Source organism: Dysgonomonas sp. 25 (assembly GCF_010501075.1).
Taxonomy (GTDB): Bacteria; Bacteroidota; Bacteroidia; order Bacteroidales; family Dysgonomonadaceae; genus Dysgonomonas.
Genome location: NZ_QVMN01000004.1, coordinates 93,294 through 113,520, shown reverse-complemented (window position 1 = coordinate 113,520; position 20,227 = coordinate 93,294). Strand labels below are relative to the sequence as shown.

Sequence of the window (20,227 nt, the reverse complement as noted above, 5' to 3'; positions counted from 1 at the left end):
CGAAGTGAATAAAAATATAGCTTGACATATGAGTATTTTTAGTATCTTTCGATTCTTTAACAATTTCGTTGCTAAATAAAGGATTTTACTCAATAAACGTTGTTCAGGTATGAAATATTACATCGCCATTATACTCCTGCTTGGCAGTTTCGTCCATGTCACCGCCCAAAAGTTTTCGGACAACTTCGAAACGAAAACACTACGGCTGGACTATATCTTCACCGGAACTTCCGGCACACAGGATGTAGCCTTGGATGGCATGAGCCGGCTCCCCGGCTGGGCAGGCAGGTGGAATAACTTAGACAGCCTCGCCCTGAAAGGAAACGGGCAGGTGATTGTTACGGATGCCGCTTCGGGCAAGGTCATCTACAAAGACGCATTCAGCACGCTCTTTCAGGAGTGGCAGATAACCGAGGAAGCCCAAACGGTAAAGCGTAGCTTCGAAAACGTATTCCTCGTGCCTTATCCCAAGAATAAAGTTTATGTGGAAATAAAACTGAGAGACAGACAGGGAAATTACCATAGCAAAATAAAGCATCTCGTCGACCCTCAAGACATTCTCATCAAGGAGAAAGGGCAATCCATTGCCCACAAATATACCTATACCCACCATGCGATAACCGCCAAACTGGGCATCATACACGTTGCCATTCTGGCCGAAGGATATACGGCGGAAGAGATGCCGCTTTTCAGGGAACATGCACGCATCGCGACCGAACGCATTTTAGCACACACCCCTTTCGGGAAACATCAGGACAAAATCACTTTTGTAGCCGTAGAGACCACCTCCGAAGATACCGATGTCAGCGTACCCCGCAAAGGCATCTGGAAATCGACAGCTTTCGGTTCTCATTTCGATACCTTCTACTCCGAGCGCTACCTCACCACTACCAACGTCAAGAAAATACACGATGCCATTGCCGGCATCCCCTACTCGCACATCATCATTTTAGCCAATACCCACACCTATGGCGGCGGCGGCATATTCAACGCCTACACGCTCACCACGACAGGCCACCCTGAATTTGCACCCGTTGTCGTTCACGAATTCGGGCATAGCTTCGGAGGTTTGGCCGACGAATATTATTACGAAGGCGATATAGGCGAAGGCACATACGCATTAGACGTCGAACCGTGGGAGCAGAATATTACGACTTTAGTCGATTTTTCGTCGAAATGGAAAGCTCTCCTGCCCGCAGGGACACCCGTACCGACGCCTGCCGGCAGCAAAAACGATTATCCGGTGGGAGTGTACGAGGGTGGAGGTTACTCCGCCGAAGGGATTTATCGCCCTGCTTTCGATTGCCGGATGCGGACAAATACGTGCAAAGATTTTTGTCCGGCATGCCAAAAAGCCTTAGATAATTTGATAAAATTCTATACCGACTAAAAAAAATAGAGGTTAGATTTTCTTTATAAGAAGAAAACTGCTATTTTTGTCGCTCTAAATTAGGATTAAAATATTTTAAACATAAATAAAACAGAAACAATGTCTTCTAAAAAGAAACAAGCTGAGATTCGGGAAGAAAAGGATTGGGAACGCATCGACCAAGCAGTTGTCAAATCGGAAAATTTCCTCGAGAGATACAGCAAGCAGATTCTCGGCGTCATCGCAGTAGGCGTTATTGCAGCATGTGCATACCTTGCTTACCAGCATTTCTATGCCACTCCACGTTCGTTGGAAAGTGAAAAAGCAATCGCCCAAGGACAATTGTATTACGAAATGGGACGCGATTCGCTGGCATTATATGGCGATGCCAATGCCTATGCCGGGTTCGAAAAAATAGCCGCCGACTACAGTTCGACTAAAACAGGTAACCTGGCGAATGCTTATGCAGGAATCTGCCACGCACGCCTCGGCAACTACGAGAAAGCTCTCGAATACCTGAATGCGTACAGCAACAGCGGCGACAAGGTATTCTCTCATCTGATAGATGCAACAAAAGGAGATTGCCTCGTTTCGACAGGTAAACAGAAAGAAGCAATCGCATTGTACGAAAAAGCAGCAAAGGCTGTGGACAACAATGTGCAAAGCCCTATCCTTTACAAAAAAGCAGCGCTACTATACCGCGAGCAAGGAAACCATGACAAAGTAATCGAACTATTCACTTTCGTAAAAGACAATTACATGAATTCTTCGATTGCCATGATGGAAGCCGACAAATACATCGAAGAGGCTAAATTGCTGAAAGGTAAGTAAGAAAAGAGGAAAAGGTAGTAATAAATAATATTATACAAAGCTGCTGACATAATCGTTAGCAGCTTTTTGTTTCTTCGGGAAAAAGTACAGGAAACAAAAAGTATTTCTGCCCGAAAAGAGTTGCTGTTTTTTTAGATATTTTTAGAACAATTTTGAAAATTAAACGTTAAGAAATTATAGTTATATTTGCAGTCTGATTATTTAAAACGAACGGAATAATGTTGAAAACTAATATATATGCGCTTTTTATCATACTACTTGCAGGATTTATCTTCGCCTCCTGCGATGAAGAAAAAGCGCCGGACAGCTTTGAAATGACAGGTAAGCTCGAAAACCTTACCGCCCCCTATTTTATTGCCGTCCGCGAACATAGCGATTCTATAATAGTGGATACGGTGAGAGTAGACGAGAAAGGGCTATTTTCGCTGAAAGGCTCTATCGACACCCTGACGGTTGTTTCGCTGTACTTCAACAACAATAGCGAATACGCATTCGCCCTGTTGGACAAAGGCTGGAACATAAACATCACAGGCGACGTATTATACACTGACCTGCTGGCTGTCAAAGGTGGGGACATCAACGATAACCTCACAGCCTTTAAGAAGGAAAACAGTGCCCTGCTGAAAAAACGCACCGATATACTGAAAAACATCGACGACAACAGCTATCTGGAAGAAGAAGGACTCTCACCCGAAAGCCCTCAGGTCACAGAATTGCGGAATGTCAACTTCGAACTATCGGGAGTGGCCGCCGACTATGTGCGCAACAATCCCGACAAGATATCCAGCGTAATGATTATCAATGCCTTCTTCAAGCACGAAACAACGATACCGCTGCTCGACGAATCGTTGGCATTGTTGCGCGGAAAAGCCGCCACGTTCGAACTGACACGCAGCTTAGTCGCCTACAGCAACAAAATAAAGCGTTCGGCGGTAGGCAATATAGCTCCCGAATTTTCGCGCAATGATATAACCGATAAGAATTTCAGGCTATCTTCCCTGCGTGGCAAATATGTATTCCTGATGTTTGTCTCTACCACATGCGAGATGTGCGATGCACAACGTCCTGATGTCATAGAGCTATATACGAACCTGCGCAAGAAGGTTAGCAATATCGAATTTGTGACAGTCGTAATCAATACGGAGGAAGTTCCTATTTCCAAAGAAATACAGCGGTCAGTCAAATGGAGCCTGATTCCCGAAAACGGAGGATGGTCGTCCGACTTGCTCGACATATACAATGTACGCGCTTTGCCTTTCTATATGATAATCCTACCCAACGGAAACATCGCTCATCGCGATATTTCGCTTTACAGCACGGAAGAACTTATAGATGAGGAAGTGAAAAAAGCGCAGGAAAATACATTCCGCCGTTGATAGTTATATCCTCGGCACAACCAACAACCAAGACCTGAATATGCTCGTAAAAGTTTATGGTGCTGCCGTGCAAGGCATCGACGCCACCTTGATCACAATAGAAGTAAACTGCTCGAAAGGTATAAAATTTATGCTCGTAGGACTTCCCGATGCTTCGGTGAAGGAAAGCCACGAGCGCATTATATCGGCACTCCAAGTCAACGGCTATAAATTCCCCCGCCAGCAAATCGTCATCAATATGTCCCCTGCCGACATCCGCAAGGAAGGGACAGCCTACGACCTGCCTCTGGCAATAGGCATACTGGCCTCCTCCGGAGAGATAGAAGGAGATAAACTCGAAGATTACCTTATCATGGGCGAATTGTCTTTGGACGGAACCATATTGCCGATAAAAGGCGTCCTTCCGATAGCCATCAAAGCCCGCGAAATGGGTTTCAAAGGCATTATCCTCCCCCGAAAGAACGGGCGCGAAGCCGCTGTTGTCAACGATTTGGATGTATATGCCGTAGACAATATAAAAGAGGTCGTTGAATTCCTCAACGGAAATACGGAATTGGAGAAAACCACCGTCAACACCCGTGAAGAGTTCTACAAACTGCAGCAGAACTTCGAGTTCGACTTTTCGGACGTAAAAGGGCAGGAAAACGTGAAACGCGCCCTCGAAGTATCTGCCGCAGGAGGTCACAACATCATCATGATAGGCCCTCCGGGTGCAGGTAAATCAATGATGGCCAAGCGTGTACCATCTATCCTACCGCCTTTCACATTGCATGAGGCATTGGAGACGACCAAAATACATAGCGTTGCGGGTAAAATAGGTAACGAAACCTCCTTGATGGCACAGCGTCCTTTCCGAAGCCCGCACCATACCATTTCGGATGTCGCTTTAGTCGGCGGAGGAGCCTATCCCCAGCCGGGCGAAATCAGCCTCTCGCACAATGGCGTACTCTTTCTGGACGAGTTGCCGGAATTTAGCCGCAGCGTATTAGAAGTGATGCGCCAGCCACTCGAAGACAGAAAAATATGTATCTCCCGCTCGAAGTTTTCCGTCGAATATCCGGCAAGCTTTATGCTTGTTTCGTCGATGAATCCTTGTCCGTGCGGTTACTACAACCACCCCGAGAAAGAGTGTGTATGCCCGAACGGGGCGGTACAGAAATACCTGAATAAAATATCCGGCCCGCTACTCGACCGCATAGACATCCATATCGAGATAGTGCCCGTCCCATTCGAAAAAATTTCGGACAAGACACCTGCCGAACCGAGTGCCTCGATACGCCAGCGGGTAATAAAAGCGCGCGAAATACAAGCTGTCCGCTTTGCCGATGTAGAAGGCGTTTACTGTAACGCCCAGATGACATCGAAAATGCTGTCGCAATATGCGACGCCCGACAGCGAAGGACTGAATCTCCTGAAAACGGCGATGGACAGGTTCAACCTATCGGCACGGGCATACGATCGCATATTGAAAGTATCGCGCACCATTGCCGATCTCGACGGCTCGGAAACAATAAAACCTCATCATTTAGCCGAAGCAATCAGCTACCGCAATCTGGACAGAGAAACTTGGGCGAATAAGCTATAATCTCCATATAATTCATATCTTTGCAAAGAATAATCTTGGTGATATATATATGAAAACATCTAAATTTATACTTGGTGCACTTTGCACACTTCTCATCTTGTCGGTCTCGTCCTGTAAAGAGGAAAAGCCTCATTTCACCATCGAAGGAGAAATCAGCGGAGCCGATTCGACGATGCTCTATCTGCAAAAGCAGGGGCTGAATGAATATGCCTTGGTCGACTCGGTCAAATTGGATAGCAACGGTACTTTCTCGTTCAAACAGGATGCGCCTCAACACGGCGAGTTTTATACGCTGATATTAGGCAATCAGGTTATCAACTTAGCCATAGATTCGATAGAAACAGTTGTTGTGAAAGCATCGAAACCGACCTTTGCCGCCCAATATACGGTGGAAGGTTCGGACGAAAGCAAACTGATGAAGGAAATCATCTTAGAGCAATACAAGCTGACAAATACGGTTCGCTCGCTGATGGTCAAACTTCAAAAGAAAGAGATTTCGCAGGATGAATATATCACAGATATGAATACAGCTGTCGCAGCTTATAAAACCTATGCCGAAAAAGTTATCCGCTCCGACTATACCAGTTATGCATCCTATTTTGCCTTGTTCCAGAAAGTAGGAGATTTACTTATATTCGACCCTTACGACAAAAAGGATCGCTCCTTGTATCAGGCGGTTGCCACGGCATGGCTGCACAAAGATCCCGAATCGCCAAGGACAAAGCAATTAGAAAGTTTTGTACTGGGGATTCTTGCTGATATCCAAAGAGAAAAAGACAGGGAACAACATATTATCGAGCTGAATAACAACATGAAAGAGGTAGACTCACAGGATTTCTTCAAGATATCATTGCCGGACATCTCTAACAAACAAATCGAACTGGCCTCTTTACACGGGAAAGTTGTCCTGCTCGATTTCACGGCTTACCAGACCGATTACTCTCCGGCTCATAACATCCTGTTGAATAAAGTATTCGAAAAATATTCCGGCAAAGTGGCTATCTATCAGGTGTCTCTCGACAGCGATGCCCACTCATGGAAAAATACGGCTACCAACCTCCCTTGGATTTGCGTTTACGACGAAAAATCACTCGGCTCGGAATTGATACAGAAATTCAACGTACAAAGCTTGCCTACTACTTACATTCTGGATAAGAAAGGTAATATCGTGAAACGCCTCTTAGGCTCGGAGAATATAGATGACGAAATCAAAAAACTATTGTAAAACATCATACTAAAATTTGGATATCTGAAGAATAGTATCTAAATTTGACCAAAATCATACTGAAAAGGGAAGGAGTTCTGGCCATTACCGGCAAGGATTCTTTTTCTTTTTGTCGCTTTATTTTATTTTGAATTAACAAGAAAATCATTATGGCAGTAACTTACATGACTGAGGATGGCTATAAAAAGCTGAAAGAAGAAATAAATCAACTCGAAACAGTTGAGCGCCCCGCTATTTCGCGCCAGATTGCTGAAGCACGCGATAAAGGGGATTTGTCCGAAAATGCAGAATATGATGCGGCCAAAGAGGCTCAGGGCTTGCTGGAAGCCAAAATTGCCCAGCTAAAAGGCCTGTTGGCGAATGCGCGGTTGATAAACGAAGATGCGATAGGAACCGACAAAGTTCAGATACTGAACAAGGTAACCATCCGCAACACGAAGAACAACCAGCAGATGACCTACACGCTTGTTGCCGAAAGCGAAGCCAACCTGAAAGAAGGCAAAATCGCTGTCAGCACACCTATCGCGCAAGGGCTGATGGGCAAGAAGGTAGGCGAAACAGCCGAAATCAAAGTCCCTCAGGGAGTAATGACTTTCGAAATAGTCGATATATCAATATAAAAACAATATGTATAGCGTTTTTAGCAGAATCGTTGCGGGCGACATTCCATCATACAAGATAGCAGAGGACGACAAATATTATGCCTTTCTCGATATAAGCCCGATGAAAGAGGGACATACACTGGTTATACCTAAAGTCGAGATAGATTACATCTTCGATTTGGACGACGAACTTTTGGCCGGACTGGCAGTCTTTGCCCGGAAAGTAGCAATAGCTATTAAAAAGGCAATCCCTTGCGAACGCGTAGGGATGATGGCCATCGGCATGGAAGTGCCTCATGCGCATATCCACCTGATACCGATAGACAAAGAATCGGACATGCTGTTATCCAATACACGATTGACTTTTACTCAAACTGAGTTTAAGGAGATAGCCGAAAAGATAAAAGCTCAACTATAAGAGAATATAGCAAACCTAACATAAGACAAAGACTATAGGGTATTTACACCCCCTTACTCTTTGTCTTTTTTCATGATGAGCATCTATGCCATTCGCCTCTTACAGAAGTTATTTTAACATACCTGCGAAAGGAAATATATAAAAGATGACACTTGCTTCACTTCTTTTATTACCTTTGTAGAGAATGCGATTAAAAATCAGAGTTTAAACAGCCAAGCAGATTTTGATATATACTATCAATCAGAGTAACAAACAATAAACTCGCATCAAAGCTTGATGTTTTATTCATGCAGGTTTTCCTGTACAGAAGAGGGAAAGTTGTAAACACAAAAGGAAATTAGATATATTATTCTTGGGGGCTGAACGGAAACCCATACGACTTATGTGGCATAACACTGGAATAAGATTATGAAATGTATTATAGTTGACGACGAACCGATAGCACGCGAGGGGATAAGATTATTAATAGCAGATATATCTCAGCTGGAATTAGCTGGCAGTTTCAACAATGCCGAATCTGCAAGTAACTTTATAACCGAAACACCTGTCGACCTGATATTTCTGGACATCAATATGCCCGGGGTTAATGGCCTGGAATTTGCGCGAAGCATACCTAAAGATACACTTGTCATTTTCACGACAGCCTATTCCCAATACGCTTTAGACAGCTACGAACTGGATGCAATAGGATACCTGATAAAACCGATAGATCCTGCAAAATTCAGGAATGCGGTAAATAAAGCATTAGTCTACCATTCTCTCTTGCTGAATGAAGAGAAGAAGAATATCGACAGCATCGAAGATGAATATATCTTCGTCAAATCCGACAAGAAATACTTCAAGATTAAACTCAGCGAAATACTCTTCATCGAAGGCCTGAAAGATTACGTTATTATCCAACTCGATAATCAGCGTATCATTTCACGCATGAGCCTGAAGACCATTCAAAACCTGCTGCCGACCAATATATTCTTCCGCATAAACAAGTCGTACATCATCAATATGGAGCACGTCGATTCATTCGACAATAACGACATATTCATCGGAAGCTATGAGATAGCCATAGGAAACTCATACCGCAACGATTTTTTGAACGACTTCATCAAAAACAGACTTTCTCAGTAAACGATATATGATCCCCTGACATTATACACACCTTTCTGCAATAAAGAAACCACCTACAAGCCTGTAAGTGGTTTCTTTATATCCGTATATCTGTTAAATAGAAAATCTTACATAAAGATTCCTAATATGTAATAGCATATCATAGCCAATACTGCGCTGACAGGTATTGTCAATATCCAGGCCACGAGCAGGTCTTTAGTGACTCCCCAACGGACAGCCGAAAGACGCTTGATAGAGCCCACACCTATAATACTACCGGTGATAACATGTGTCGTACTCACCGGAATCTTGAATAACTCTGTAAAGAAGAGCGTCAAGGAACCTGCGGTTTGAGCACAAAACCCTTCAACAGGAGTAATCTTGGTAATGCGGTTACCCATTGTTTTCATTATCTTCCAACCGCCACAGACTGTACCCAGAGCAATAGCTCCGAAACAAGAAAGGGCAAGCCACATATGCGTATTCATTATATGATTAGGACTATCACCCTGCATAAATTCAGGAAGGCCAAGGCTTTGGTTGACAAACAAGGCAACTGCAATAACCCCCATTACTTTCTGCGAATCATTCAAGCCATGCCCTATACTAAGCCCTGCCGATGATATCAGCTGGAGATTCTTAAACCACCGTTCAGCTTTTGCCGGCTTGGCTTTACGCGCCAGATGTAATGTAAGGATAGTTATTATATTACCGCCTACCATACCAATCAATGGAGCCAAAACGATGAATGCTATAATCAAGCCGATAGTTCCGCCATGAACGACATCGAAACCATAAGAAACAATACCAGCCCCGGCAAGCCCGCCAATCAATGTATGCGAAGACGATGACGGTATACCCAGTCGCCAGGTAGCAAGATTCCAGATAATAGCAGCCGACAATGCAGCTATAAGAGTTTTAGACGCTGCTGCAGGTTCGTGCAAAGGCAAGTCAATTACCTTGGAAACGGTTGAAGCAACACCAAAATCTTCAAATATAAATTTAGCTATAAAAAATGCGACGAAGTTGAAGAATGCCGCCCAGATAACGGCTTGTACGGGTGTAAGAACTTTAGTGGTAACAACTGTTGCTATCGAATTGGCAGCATCGTGAAAACCATTGATGAAGTCGAAAACGATAGCCAATACAATAATTATAATAAGTAAAGTCATAGAGCTTTATTAGGTGTACTTGATGATTATGGTTTTCAGAATTTTCCCTACCGTTTCGGCCGAATCGCTCGCACGTTCCATCTCATGCAGGATATCTTTGAGTTTGATAACTTCTATGGCATCCTTTTCATTTTCGAACAAATCGATGAGAAAATGCTCATACACATCATCCGCCTTAGACTCTATTTCATTGAGGTGTCCACACGCCCCGCGAATACTATCTGCTTTACCTTTCAGATTAGGCAAATCATTGATTGCCGATTTAATATCGGATGCAGCATCTTGCAGGAGTAAAGCCAGCACCCGAGCACTTTCGGGCAAGGATTTGGGGCTGTACAACATAATACGTTTTGCCGAACTGTTAATCATATCAATCACGCTGTCCATAGTGCCGGCAAGCGAGACTATATCTTCGCGGTCGAATGGTGTGATAAACGTATCGTTAAGTTCCGTAAAAATAGTATTCTGGATTTTGTCGCCTTTATGCTCTTGTTCCTTTATCTTTTTATAGATACTGACAACTTCTTCGTGACTGGAAGCCTGCACACAATCTCCGATGAGAGAAGCAGCTTCGGTTATAACATCCGCCATTTCGCGGAGGAGAGGAAAAAATTTACTTTCTTTAGGCTTGAACCTATCGAATAAACCGTTTTTCATACAATAAAGTTAATGAACCAATTATTTATCTGTTCGTTATCAAGCCTTTAAGCTATCAACTTCACACTTTTTTTCGAATGCAAAGATAATATTTTCTGATGGAGTATAAAGTGTTTTAACACAAAACTTAACAGAAATGTAACAAAAACAAAGTAACCCTTTAATAAGCTGTTTTATCCTCTTTTTTCTCCCACATCCTGAAGGCGGACAATGCTTCTTCGCGCATCAGATGTTCGGCGGAAATGCTGCGTTTTTCGGGCGACAACTCGATTTGCTCGTATATAAAGGAGTCGTCGAAACCGATATCTTTGGCATCCGTTTTGGTGCATCCGTAGTATATTTTACTGATATGTGCCCAATAGATTGCCGACAAGCACATCGGGCAAGGCTCGCACGAGGTATAAATTTCGCAGCCCGACAAGTCAAATGTTTGCAATATTTCGCAGGCATTGCGTATAGCCGAAACTTCGGCATGTGCCGTCGGATCGTTGTGCAAGGTCACACAATTAGCACCTTCTGCCACAATCGCTCCATCCTTAACAACAACTGCCCCAAACGGGCCACCTCCGCGCTGCACGCTTTCTTCTGCCAGACGGATTGCCCGCGCCATAAATTCCTTTTGCATCGCTACAACGTTTTGTTTATCTGGTCTATATAATCCAGTAATTCCTCTTTCCCCAGTTTATGCTCCGACGAGGTCATAAAAACGGGCGGAAACTCCTCCCAATCTTCTTGTAAGCGACTGAGGTAATTATCGACATTGCCTTTCACCTTCTGTTTGCCCAGTTTATCTATTTTGGTGAAAACAATGGCAAAAGGGATACCGTTCTCGCCCAACCAGTTGATAAATTCCAGATCTATCTTCTGCGGTTCGTGACGGCTATCGAGCAGCAGGAACAACGAAGTCAGCTGCGAACGGTTGAGTATATAACTTTCTATTATCTTCCTGATATTCTCGCGCCCCTCTTTTCCACGCTGGGCATAACCATACCCCGGAAGGTCGACCAGATACCACTCCCCTTTATTGATTGTGAAATGATTGATCAACTGCGTTTTTCCCGGCTTCGACGAAGTCATAGCCAACCCCTTATGATTGGTCAGCATATTAATCAACGAAGACTTACCCACATTCGAACGCCCGATAAAAGCATATTCGGGTTTTCCGTCCGAAGGGCCTTTCCGGTAGTCGGTATTACTAATGAGGAACTGCGCATCTTTTATTATCATAGATTTATCTTTTTAGAGAAAGCAAATATACAAATAAAGAATAAGGGCATAAATAAGATTTTGGATATATATGCTTAGTAATTTTGTTTATATTTGGTTGTAAATATCGATAATTCAACAACCTTGCCTGTTATGAATAAGCATACATATATTAGGCTCTCTTTTATTGTTTTTGTCTTCAGAATAATACTGGTAGTGTTATATTCTATTTTTCTACTCTTGGGATTTGTTGGAATAATGGGACATGGTAAAACATTTTTAGACGTTATCAAAATGTTATTTGTTCCATCTGTAATATGGTGGAGCATTATAATCGGCTTACATTTTATATATAGATACCTGAAAAAGAACAGCTACGAAGATTATTAATTTCACTTGACAGATCTGACAAGCTTTATTTCTCTGGTATTGCCATTTAAGCAAAAATAATTTAAAATAATCAATATCTTTGTAGCAAAACAAAAGTTATTGTCCGGCTGTTTAATCTATATATCAAACGACAGAAAAACAGAAGAATTATGCGCACATTCAAAAAAATAATATTCACCTTGCTCGCCATCCTTATCATTGGCGGACTTATCTTCGGATACATCTGGTACTTCGTTCCATTCAGCGATTCGGGCGTAAAAGCAGGAACACTGAACAACATCAAACACAAAGGAATCATCTTCAAAACATACGAAGGCGAACTTATTCAGACAGGTTTCGGCATGAATCCTAAAGACAGGACGCTTCAATCCAACGAATTCCAGTTTTCGGTAGCCAACAAAGAAATTGCCGAAAAATTAATGGGCATGAGCGGTCAGGTAGTAAAAGTACACTACAAAGAATACTTCGGGGCATTGCCTTGGCGCGGATATTCCAAGTTCGTGGTAGACAGCATCCTCGAACCCGATCATTATCAACAACCTCAATACCGTTTCAACCAAGAAGGAGATAGTAATCCCGACGAAACAAACATCGAAGATCTGCCACCTGTTACGGGAGGGGAAATCAGCAATATGTAACGGATGATAAGAGGAGTACAAGCAGCAGACGCCACGCAAATAGCCGGGATATACAATCATTACATCGAAAATACAGTTGTTACTTTCGAAGAAGAGCCTTTAACCTCTTCCGAAATGCAAAACAGGATAACCTCCGTTTTAGCAAAAGGCTATCCGTATCTCGTCTACGAAGAAGGCGGAAAAATCTGCGGCTTCGCCTATCTCAATACATGGCGGGCGCGGTCGGCATTCGACATCACGCTCGAATCGAGCATATACATTGCTCCCGAAGCCCAAGGCAAAGGGCTCGGAAAAGAATTATACACCTGCCTGATCAATAAAGCCAAAGAAATAAACCTGCACTCGATTATTGCAGCCATCTCTCTGCCAAACGACATCAGCCGGCAGCTGCACCGGGAAGCAGGCTTCGAATTAGTCGGCAACTTTAAAGAAGCCGGACGAAAATTCGGCCAATTAATCGACTGCGAATTCTGGCAATTATTCCTACAATCCAATAAGTAACCCTATGAAAAGAATCTGTTTATCCGTCATCCTTCTTTTACTCGTTGCGGGCGTTTCCTATAGCCAGACATTCCCTACCAAACCCGACATACCGATGGTCGACGGAGACGGAAATATATACATCGCGCGTTGGTTCGGCAAAAGCGAGACCATTGGCGCATACTGGACAACAAGCAACCTGTGGAGTACCCGTGCAGGAAACGGGCAACCTTTCGCCCATAAAACCGTATTGCTGAACACAGGAAAACGGGATTCCATTCCCGCCAAAATAGTAAACAACAAGTTCTCGATAAAACCATCCGACCATATTTCCTACTACGAAGGAGAAGGTACTGTCATCACACAAGCCACTCTCACCCAAAAAGAATATGCTCAAAAGTTCGGGCTGATGTACACATGGCATCAGGCAATAGTCGCCTGCCCTAAAGGATGGCACTTACCTACCGAAAAAGAATGGAAAGAACTGGCAAGGATAATGGGAGGCATAGACCTTGCCGGAGGAGTGATGCGCGGGAATGGCGGATTCGTTTACCAATCCGACAGGGATCTCTATAAATGGGGAGGAAAAGAAGAAAACGAATGGGGCTTTAACGGTCTGCCCGCCGGTCATATCGATGCCAAAAGCCTCACGCAGCAGCTGGGAATATCAGCCGTGTGGTGGACAACGACCAACGGCGTCATATACGGTATCAGCTATAGGAATACACAAGTGCAGTACGACCGCAATTCTTTTTATATAGCCGCATCCGTCCGCTGCGTAAAAGATTAATTTCCCAAAATATCTGCTTATTAAAGAAATTATATCCTGTCAAAGAATTGGTCTTTCGTTTTTTTTCCTTTTCTTTGTAGAAGAATAAGAGGAATAACCATATTTCTCAAAAAAGTCATTTTTTTCATTTAAAATGCAACATATCAATATGGTTTGCACGCTAAATAAAGGCACACACACACACACACACACACACGTAATATAACGATTTCTTGGGATATATCCAAGAGATGGTATCTTTTTTTTCTATCTTATATACATTTTTTTCTACTCTATATAACTATCGGCTATCGGCTAACAACTGATGAAAATAGAAAACTGGTAGGCAAGTCAGCCAGTACACGAGAGCGTCTTGTCTACTCGTATACTGGTCTACTTGTCAACTTAAAATATGCTTGTGTTAATGTCAGGGGTATTCACCCCATTTCATCCCGTCTTCTCCGTGAGGAGAAGCGGGATTCTTTTCGGGCAGTTAACAGTCAACAGTTATCAGTGAACAATTTAATGTTGCCACGCCTTTTAAGGCGTGGGTATGATTGTATCTCCCCTGCAATGACTTTAGTCAAAAAACATTCGGCTAAAGCCATTTTTAAACTAACATTCATAAACCTCCACTTAAAAGTGGAGGCAATTAATAAAGATAGGACGAGATCCCTCGTATCTACTCGGGATGACAACAAAGCTATTGGCTATCAGCTAATGGCTAAAAGCTATAAAAATTTACTAACTCACAAATTGACATTATTATGAAACAAAAAACTTTGATACAGGCTATTATCATATTAGCCTTATTTACAACAATTAGCTTGCAAGCGCAGGTAACTATCGGGAGCAGCGAAGCACCTGCACAGGGAGCACTGCTCGACCTGAAAGAAAGTGGAACTACCACTAAAGGGTTAGGCATGCCGCGGGTGGAGTTGAATAATCTAACCCCTACAAACAATACTGAATTTTCTACATCGATAGGAGGTAGTGGCAATTGGTCAATGACAGACCATGTAGGACTCATTGTATATAACTCTAAAGACAAAGCTAAATGCCCTGTTACAGAATCTATTTATAAAGGTCTATATGTCTGGGATGGCAATAAATGGGAAGGTATCGGAATAAAGAAACCGGAAGTACCATTAGCGCCAACAAACGAATCGGAATGGGGCACACAGGTTCTCCGGCATCCAGCCAAGGCAGGAGTATATGAAGAATTTATATCTGCCAGTTTCGGTACGACAGGACGATGGATGGTAACCAATTTAGCAGCATCGGCTTACGATGGCATTCATCACAGCACATACGGAACGATTAATGAGCGGACGTTAATCGGGCCCGACGGAAACATGGGAGGAGCATACAATATGGCCGCATGGTGCTATCCAAGCAGTACTTCACCAACAACATCTACCGAATACGAAGCCAATCCACATATCGGATATTTATATACTTGGGACGCAGCCACTGCAGGAAAAGGCGGAGTAGACGGATTGCAAAATGTAGTAGACGAACAAGGTTTAATTCATCCGGAGGTACAAGGTATTTGCCCAGCCGGATGGCACCTGCCAAGTGATAGAGAGTGGACAGATTTGGAAAACGAAATTATCCGGAACACAACCAAATATGCCAATGTCGCCAACAATATTGACCCGGGAGACAATTCCCAAATAATTCCTTATCTACAAAGCGGCATCCGTGGCGCACACGGATATGCTATGACAGAAGCATGCGAAGGAGCAGCAACCGGAACATCCAAAGCATACTGGGAGGGTGGATTCTCTGGGCTGTTAGTTGGATATGGTTATGCACAAGGTAGTATCTCTTATATCTGGACGAGTAGTAGTGCCAATATGGCAACTTATGCCCAACAGCATACTTTAGGTGATGGATGGAGTGGTGTCGGAAGCTTTTCTTTCGAGAGAAAAGATATGCTACCTATACGCTGCAAGAAAAATTAATATTCCTCCGCCAATGTTATATATAGCCTTCTCACCTTGAGAGGGCTTTCTTTTTGCACACACAGTACTGAAAAATCTTTAAAATTTTGCCCCTACTCTATCAAAATGAAAGTAAAACATTGTATCTTTAAGGCTATACAATCCTAAAAAAAGAGACAATAAATGAATATCAAAATATTCCCATTCAATCCCATACAGGTCAACACCTACGTTTTGTCCGACGAAACGAAGGAATGCGTCATTATCGATCCCGGATGTTTCTACCCGGATGAGAAAAGGGAGCTCCTTAGTTATATTCTGGACAACGACCTTGTCATCAAGCATGTGCTGAATACACACCTGCACTTTGACCACACACTCGGGCTGAACTTCGTATACGAACAGTTCCAGATGCGAACCGAGGCTCATCAAGCCGACCAGTTCCTGTTAGACATGCTGCCGCAGCAATACGAAGCATTCGGTTTTGGGAAGTACGACGGCGAAATACCCATAATAGGAAAATACCTCACCGAGCACGACATTATTTCGTTCGGAAACCAAAAACTGGCTATACAACACGTCCCGGGTCACTCTCCGGGTAGCCTTGTTTTCTATAATAACGAATACGCTTTTGTGGGCGACGTTCTTTTCCGTGGAAGTATCGGCCGCACCGACCTTATCGGCGGCGACATGCAACTGCTGTTAGACGGCATCCGTAGCAAGCTGTTCACACTATCGCCCGATACGGTTGTCTATTCCGGGCACGGGCCTACGACTACCATCGGAGAGGAAGCTAAGAACAACCCGTTTTTCTAACATAGCGGCAGCTTACCTCGTCCTGCAGGCAATTACAAGAGAGTTACATATAATCCTTAAAAATATCAACATACCATGGAAACAGAAAAATTCCAACACCGGCACATCGGTATAAATGAAAGCGAGCAAAAGATAATGCTCGACAAAATAGGTGTATCCTCCCTCGACGAATTGATAGACCAGGCTATCCCGCAAGATATACGCCTCAAAAGCCCGCTGAATCTTCCTCAACCGTTGAGCGAGCACGAATATTTAGAAGAAATAACAGCTTTGGCGCGGAAGAACAGGATATGCGCTTCTTACATCGGCATGGGATGGTACGATACCGTCAGCCCATCGGTCATCATCCGCAATGTATTCGAGAACCCTGTATGGTACACTTCCTATACGCCCTATCAGGCGGAAATTTCGCAAGGACGCCTCGAAGCTTTGATGAATTTCCAGACGATGGTCAGCGAACTGACCGGATTGCCTCTTTCCAATTGCTCGCTATTGGACGAAGCAACAGGAGGTGCCGAAGCCGCCACGATGATGTTCAATCTGCGCAGCCGCGACCAGATAAAAAATAATATCAACAAACTATTTGTAGACGAAAAAGTATTCCCGCAAACATTGGCCGTTATCCAAACACGGATGAAACCGCAAGGGATAGAAGTCATTACGGGCGATTACAAAACATTTGCCTTAGATAACACCTTCTTCGGATGCATCATCCAATATCCGAATGCAGACGGAAATATCGAAGACTACAAAGCCTTCACGGAAAAAGCACACGAATTGGATTGCAAAGTAGCTGTCGCTACTGACCTCATGGCATTGGTATTGCTTACCCCTCCGGGAGAATGGGGCGCGGACATTGCCTTCGGAAGCAGCCAGCGATTCGGCATACCGATGTATTACGGAGGCCCTTCGGCCGGATTCTTCGCTACGCGCGACGAGTATAAGCGCAGCATGCCGGGACGTATCATCGGATTATCGAAAGACGCTTACGGCAAGCCGGCTTACCGCATGGCCTTGCAGACACGCGAACAGCATATCAAACGCGAAAAAGCAACATCCAATATTTGTACCGCGCAAGCCCTATTGGCAACTATGGCAGGATTTTATGCCGTTTATCACGGAGCAGACGGATTGAAACGCATTGCCCGCCAGATACACTCCACCACCGCCCTGATTGCCGACGAATTAACAGCATTAGGCTACAAAATATGGAACGAACAGTATTTCGACACCCTCAAAATTACCTTGCCCGATGGTGTGACGCAGCAACAAATACGCGACATCTCGGAAATGCGCGACATCAACCTGCGCTATTTCCCTACAGGCGAAGTGGGTATCAGTATCGACGAAACCACCAACGACTATAAGGCTCACGAGTTGCTTGCCGTCTTTGCTTTGGCAAAGGGTAATCTAAAAGTATTCATGATAGACGACCTTCCGGCAAAATGCATTATTCAGGACAAATTCCTGCGTACAACCGACTTTTTGCAGAATGAAGTGTTCAAGCTATATCATACCGAAACGGAAATGATGCGCTACATCAAGCGTTTGGACAGGAAAGATATTTCTCTGGCTCATTCCATGATTTCGTTAGGTTCGTGTACCATGAAACTGAATGCGGCAAGCGAGATGCTTCCGTTGTCGTTGGCCGGAATGCAAAACGTACATCCTTTCGCACCCGAAGATCAGGTATTGGGCTACCGCGAACTCATCAACGAATTGGAACAATATCTTGCCGAGATAACAGGTTTCGAGGCTGTCAGCTTCCAACCCAACTCGGGAGCAGCAGGCGAATATGCCGGACTGATGACTATCCGCCGCTATCAGGAGAGCATCGGACAAGGACATCGCAACATTATACTGATTCCGGCATCGGCACACGGAACCAATCCGGCATCGGCCGTTCAGGCGGGATATGATATTGTAACGACTGCCACCGACGAAAAAGGGAATGTAGACGTTGAAGACCTACGTGCAAAAGCTATCGAACACAAAGATAACCTTGCCGGACTGATGATTACCTATCCGTCTACGCATGGTATCTTCGAAAAAGAAATCAGAGAAATCTGCCATATCATCCACGAAAACGGCGGACAGGTCTATATGGACGGCGCCAACATGAATGCACAGGTTGGCTTGACTAATCCGGGCTATATCGGTGCGGACGTTTGCCACCTCAACCTGCATAAAACATTTGCCATCCCGCATGGCGGCGGAGGTCCGGGCGAAGGCCCTATCTGCGTGGCGAAGCATCTTGTTCCGTTCCTGCCGCATCATCCGATGTTGGACGGCAGCACATTGAATACGGTTGCTTCTTCGCCTTTCGGCAGTGCAGGAATCCTGCCTATCACTTACGGATATATCCGCATGTTAGGAGCAGAAGGGTTGGCAATGGCAACCAAAATAGCTATCCTCAACGCCAATTACTTGGCAGAAGCATTCAAAGACACTTACGGAATCGTTTACCGTGGTACTTCGGGACGTGTCGGGCACGAATTGATATTGGAATGCCGCAACGTGAAAGACTTTTCGGGCATAACTGAAAGCGATATTGCCAAACGCCTGATGGATTACGGCTACCATGCTCCTACCCTTTCATTCCCTGTACACGGTACATTGATGATAGAGCCTACCGAAAGCGAAAGCCTTGCGGAATTAGAGCGTTTTATTGCGACCATGAACCAGATATGGGAAGAGATCAAAGAGGTCGAAAATGGCACTTACTCCAAAGAGGATAATGTTTTGGTAAACGCACCTCACCCCGAATACGAAATAGTTGCCGACGAATGGAAGCACGCGTACCCACGCTCAAAAGCCGCCTATCCACTCGAATTTGTGAAGAACAATAAATTCTGGATTAATGTTGCCCGCATCGACAATGCTTTTGGCGACCGTAATCTGGTAAGCTGTTTATGTGATATGGGATAGCCTTGCGCTATCCCGTCTTGAGTAGGCGGAACTGCAATTACAACACCTGGATATAATGAATAATCAGATACTTAATGCTTTGCTCGAAAGAGAAGAAGCACATAGACAGATTGTAGAGAACAAGCTCAAAATCATAACAAACCCTTCATTTCATAGGCTATATAATCTATGGAAAGACTTTGACAAGAGTACATCCATTGAGAATATGCTTTCGGAGTTCAATGAGAATTACGTAAAATTCTGGATTAACGACAAGTATAATAAGGATTTGACCAAGGGGTTCAACATGTTATATTTTGAGCATAGCGGCTACTATGGTTGTGGCGAGACAGAGGCTTATGCCATAAATTTCGCCGATACCAATCAGCAAAAACTGCCAGTGCTAGAATTGATGGACAGCCGATTCGAATATTTAGATAATATTTCTTGTTTTCCTGCACTCACAATAGGAGTATTGGATGAATTTTCGATGGCTCAGGATGAAGACAAGGATAACTGGGATGATGACAAGGAGTGGGACGATCGAATAAGTATATATAACCTATTTGAATCTACCGGGATGATAACATTCCATGAAATGTTGAAAAAAGTAAATTTTCATAAGATTTCAAAAGAATTGAATCTGAAATTTCCATTTTACTTTTCATTCTGCGAACATGATTGTGGCGAAGAACCAAAACTAATATATGCAATAGCATAGAATTTATCATCAGAG

Annotated in this window: 19 protein-coding genes; 15 read left to right on the top strand and 4 right to left on the bottom strand. The window is 43.9% G+C overall.

Features of this window, described 5'->3' with window-relative positions:
• Positions 1-109 precede the first annotated feature (109 nt).
• The 8 genes from D0T66_RS08140 to D0T66_RS08105 all read left to right on the top strand — a co-directional run bounded on the left by D0T66_RS08140 (position 110) and on the right by D0T66_RS08105 (position 8,531).
• A complete protein-coding gene (locus D0T66_RS08140) occupies positions 110-1,390 on the top strand; it encodes a M64 family metallopeptidase (RefSeq protein ID WP_163356766.1) in 1,281 nt (426 codons plus the stop codon).
• 99 nt (positions 1,391-1,489) lie between these two features.
• Positions 1,490-2,200: a tetratricopeptide repeat protein gene (locus tag D0T66_RS08135; RefSeq protein ID WP_163356763.1), complete on the top strand. Its 711-nt coding sequence runs from the start codon at positions 1,490-1,492 to the stop codon at positions 2,198-2,200.
• Positions 2,201-2,418: 218 nt separating this feature from the next.
• Entirely contained in the window at positions 2,419-3,576 is a 1,158-nt protein-coding gene (locus D0T66_RS08130; RefSeq protein WP_163356761.1) for a DUF4369 domain-containing protein, read from the top strand.
• A gap of 40 nt (positions 3,577-3,616) precedes the next feature.
• Positions 3,617-5,161 carry a YifB family Mg chelatase-like AAA ATPase gene (locus D0T66_RS08125; protein ID WP_163356759.1) on the top strand — a complete coding sequence of 515 codons (1,545 nt, stop codon included), beginning with the start codon at positions 3,617-3,619 and terminating at the stop codon, positions 5,159-5,161.
• 49 nt (positions 5,162-5,210) lie between these two features.
• Positions 5,211-6,386: a TlpA disulfide reductase family protein gene (locus tag D0T66_RS08120; RefSeq protein WP_163356758.1), complete on the top strand. Its 1,176-nt coding sequence runs from the start codon at positions 5,211-5,213 to the stop codon at positions 6,384-6,386.
• 149 nt (positions 6,387-6,535) lie between these two features.
• Positions 6,536-7,006: a transcription elongation factor GreA gene (gene greA, locus D0T66_RS08115; RefSeq protein ID WP_163356757.1), complete on the top strand. Its 471-nt coding sequence runs from the start codon at positions 6,536-6,538 to the stop codon at positions 7,004-7,006.
• A 7-nt stretch (positions 7,007-7,013) separates the two neighbouring features.
• Positions 7,014-7,406, top strand: coding sequence for an HIT family protein (locus D0T66_RS08110; RefSeq protein ID WP_163356756.1), 393 nt, complete (start codon positions 7,014-7,016; stop codon positions 7,404-7,406).
• A gap of 408 nt (positions 7,407-7,814) precedes the next feature.
• Entirely contained in the window at positions 7,815-8,531 is a 717-nt protein-coding gene (locus D0T66_RS08105) for a LytTR family DNA-binding domain-containing protein (RefSeq protein WP_163356755.1), read from the top strand.
• Positions 8,532-8,638: 107 nt separating this feature from the next.
• On the opposite strand, the gene D0T66_RS08100 is transcribed toward D0T66_RS08105, so the two are convergent.
• From D0T66_RS08100 to yihA, 4 genes are all read right to left on the bottom strand, one after another.
• Positions 8,639-9,682 carry an inorganic phosphate transporter gene (locus D0T66_RS08100; RefSeq protein WP_163356754.1) on the bottom strand — a complete coding sequence of 348 codons (1,044 nt, stop codon included), beginning with the start codon at positions 9,680-9,682 and terminating at the stop codon, positions 8,639-8,641.
• A 9-nt stretch (positions 9,683-9,691) separates the two neighbouring features.
• Complete coding sequence (locus tag D0T66_RS08095) at positions 9,692-10,339, bottom strand: DUF47 domain-containing protein (RefSeq protein WP_163356753.1); 648 nt, start codon at positions 10,337-10,339, stop codon at positions 9,692-9,694.
• A gap of 160 nt (positions 10,340-10,499) precedes the next feature.
• On the bottom strand, positions 10,500-10,964 hold the full coding sequence (locus D0T66_RS08090; protein WP_163356752.1) for a nucleoside deaminase: 465 nt from the start codon (positions 10,962-10,964) through the stop codon (positions 10,500-10,502).
• A 2-nt stretch (positions 10,965-10,966) separates the two neighbouring features.
• Positions 10,967-11,566 carry a ribosome biogenesis GTP-binding protein YihA/YsxC gene (yihA, locus tag D0T66_RS08085; protein WP_163356751.1) on the bottom strand — a complete coding sequence of 200 codons (600 nt, stop codon included), beginning with the start codon at positions 11,564-11,566 and terminating at the stop codon, positions 10,967-10,969.
• A 518-nt stretch (positions 11,567-12,084) separates the two neighbouring features.
• Between yihA and D0T66_RS08080 the strand changes: the two genes are divergently transcribed.
• From D0T66_RS08080 to D0T66_RS08050, 7 genes are all read left to right on the top strand, one after another.
• Entirely contained in the window at positions 12,085-12,573 is a 489-nt protein-coding gene (locus D0T66_RS08080) for an alkaline shock response membrane anchor protein AmaP (protein WP_255489775.1), read from the top strand.
• 3 nt (positions 12,574-12,576) lie between these two features.
• Positions 12,577-13,074 carry a GNAT family N-acetyltransferase gene (locus D0T66_RS08075; protein ID WP_163356750.1) on the top strand — a complete coding sequence of 166 codons (498 nt, stop codon included), beginning with the start codon at positions 12,577-12,579 and terminating at the stop codon, positions 13,072-13,074.
• Between the two features lie 4 nt (positions 13,075-13,078).
• Positions 13,079-13,843 carry a fibrobacter succinogenes major paralogous domain-containing protein gene (locus tag D0T66_RS08070; RefSeq protein WP_163356749.1) on the top strand — a complete coding sequence of 255 codons (765 nt, stop codon included), beginning with the start codon at positions 13,079-13,081 and terminating at the stop codon, positions 13,841-13,843.
• A gap of 746 nt (positions 13,844-14,589) precedes the next feature.
• Positions 14,590-15,789, top strand: a complete 1,200-nt coding sequence (locus D0T66_RS08065) for an FISUMP domain-containing protein (protein WP_163356748.1) — start codon at positions 14,590-14,592, stop codon at positions 15,787-15,789.
• A 162-nt stretch (positions 15,790-15,951) separates the two neighbouring features.
• Positions 15,952-16,584, top strand: a complete 633-nt coding sequence (locus tag D0T66_RS08060) for an MBL fold metallo-hydrolase (protein ID WP_163356747.1) — start codon at positions 15,952-15,954, stop codon at positions 16,582-16,584.
• Positions 16,585-16,659: 75 nt separating this feature from the next.
• Positions 16,660-19,512 (top strand): aminomethyl-transferring glycine dehydrogenase, encoded by a 2,853-nt coding sequence (gcvP, locus tag D0T66_RS08055; protein ID WP_163356746.1) that lies wholly within the window; start codon positions 16,660-16,662, stop codon positions 19,510-19,512.
• 55 nt (positions 19,513-19,567) lie between these two features.
• Positions 19,568-20,212 (top strand): hypothetical protein, encoded by a 645-nt coding sequence (locus D0T66_RS08050; protein WP_163356745.1) that lies wholly within the window; start codon positions 19,568-19,570, stop codon positions 20,210-20,212.
• Positions 20,213-20,227 lie beyond the last annotated feature (15 nt).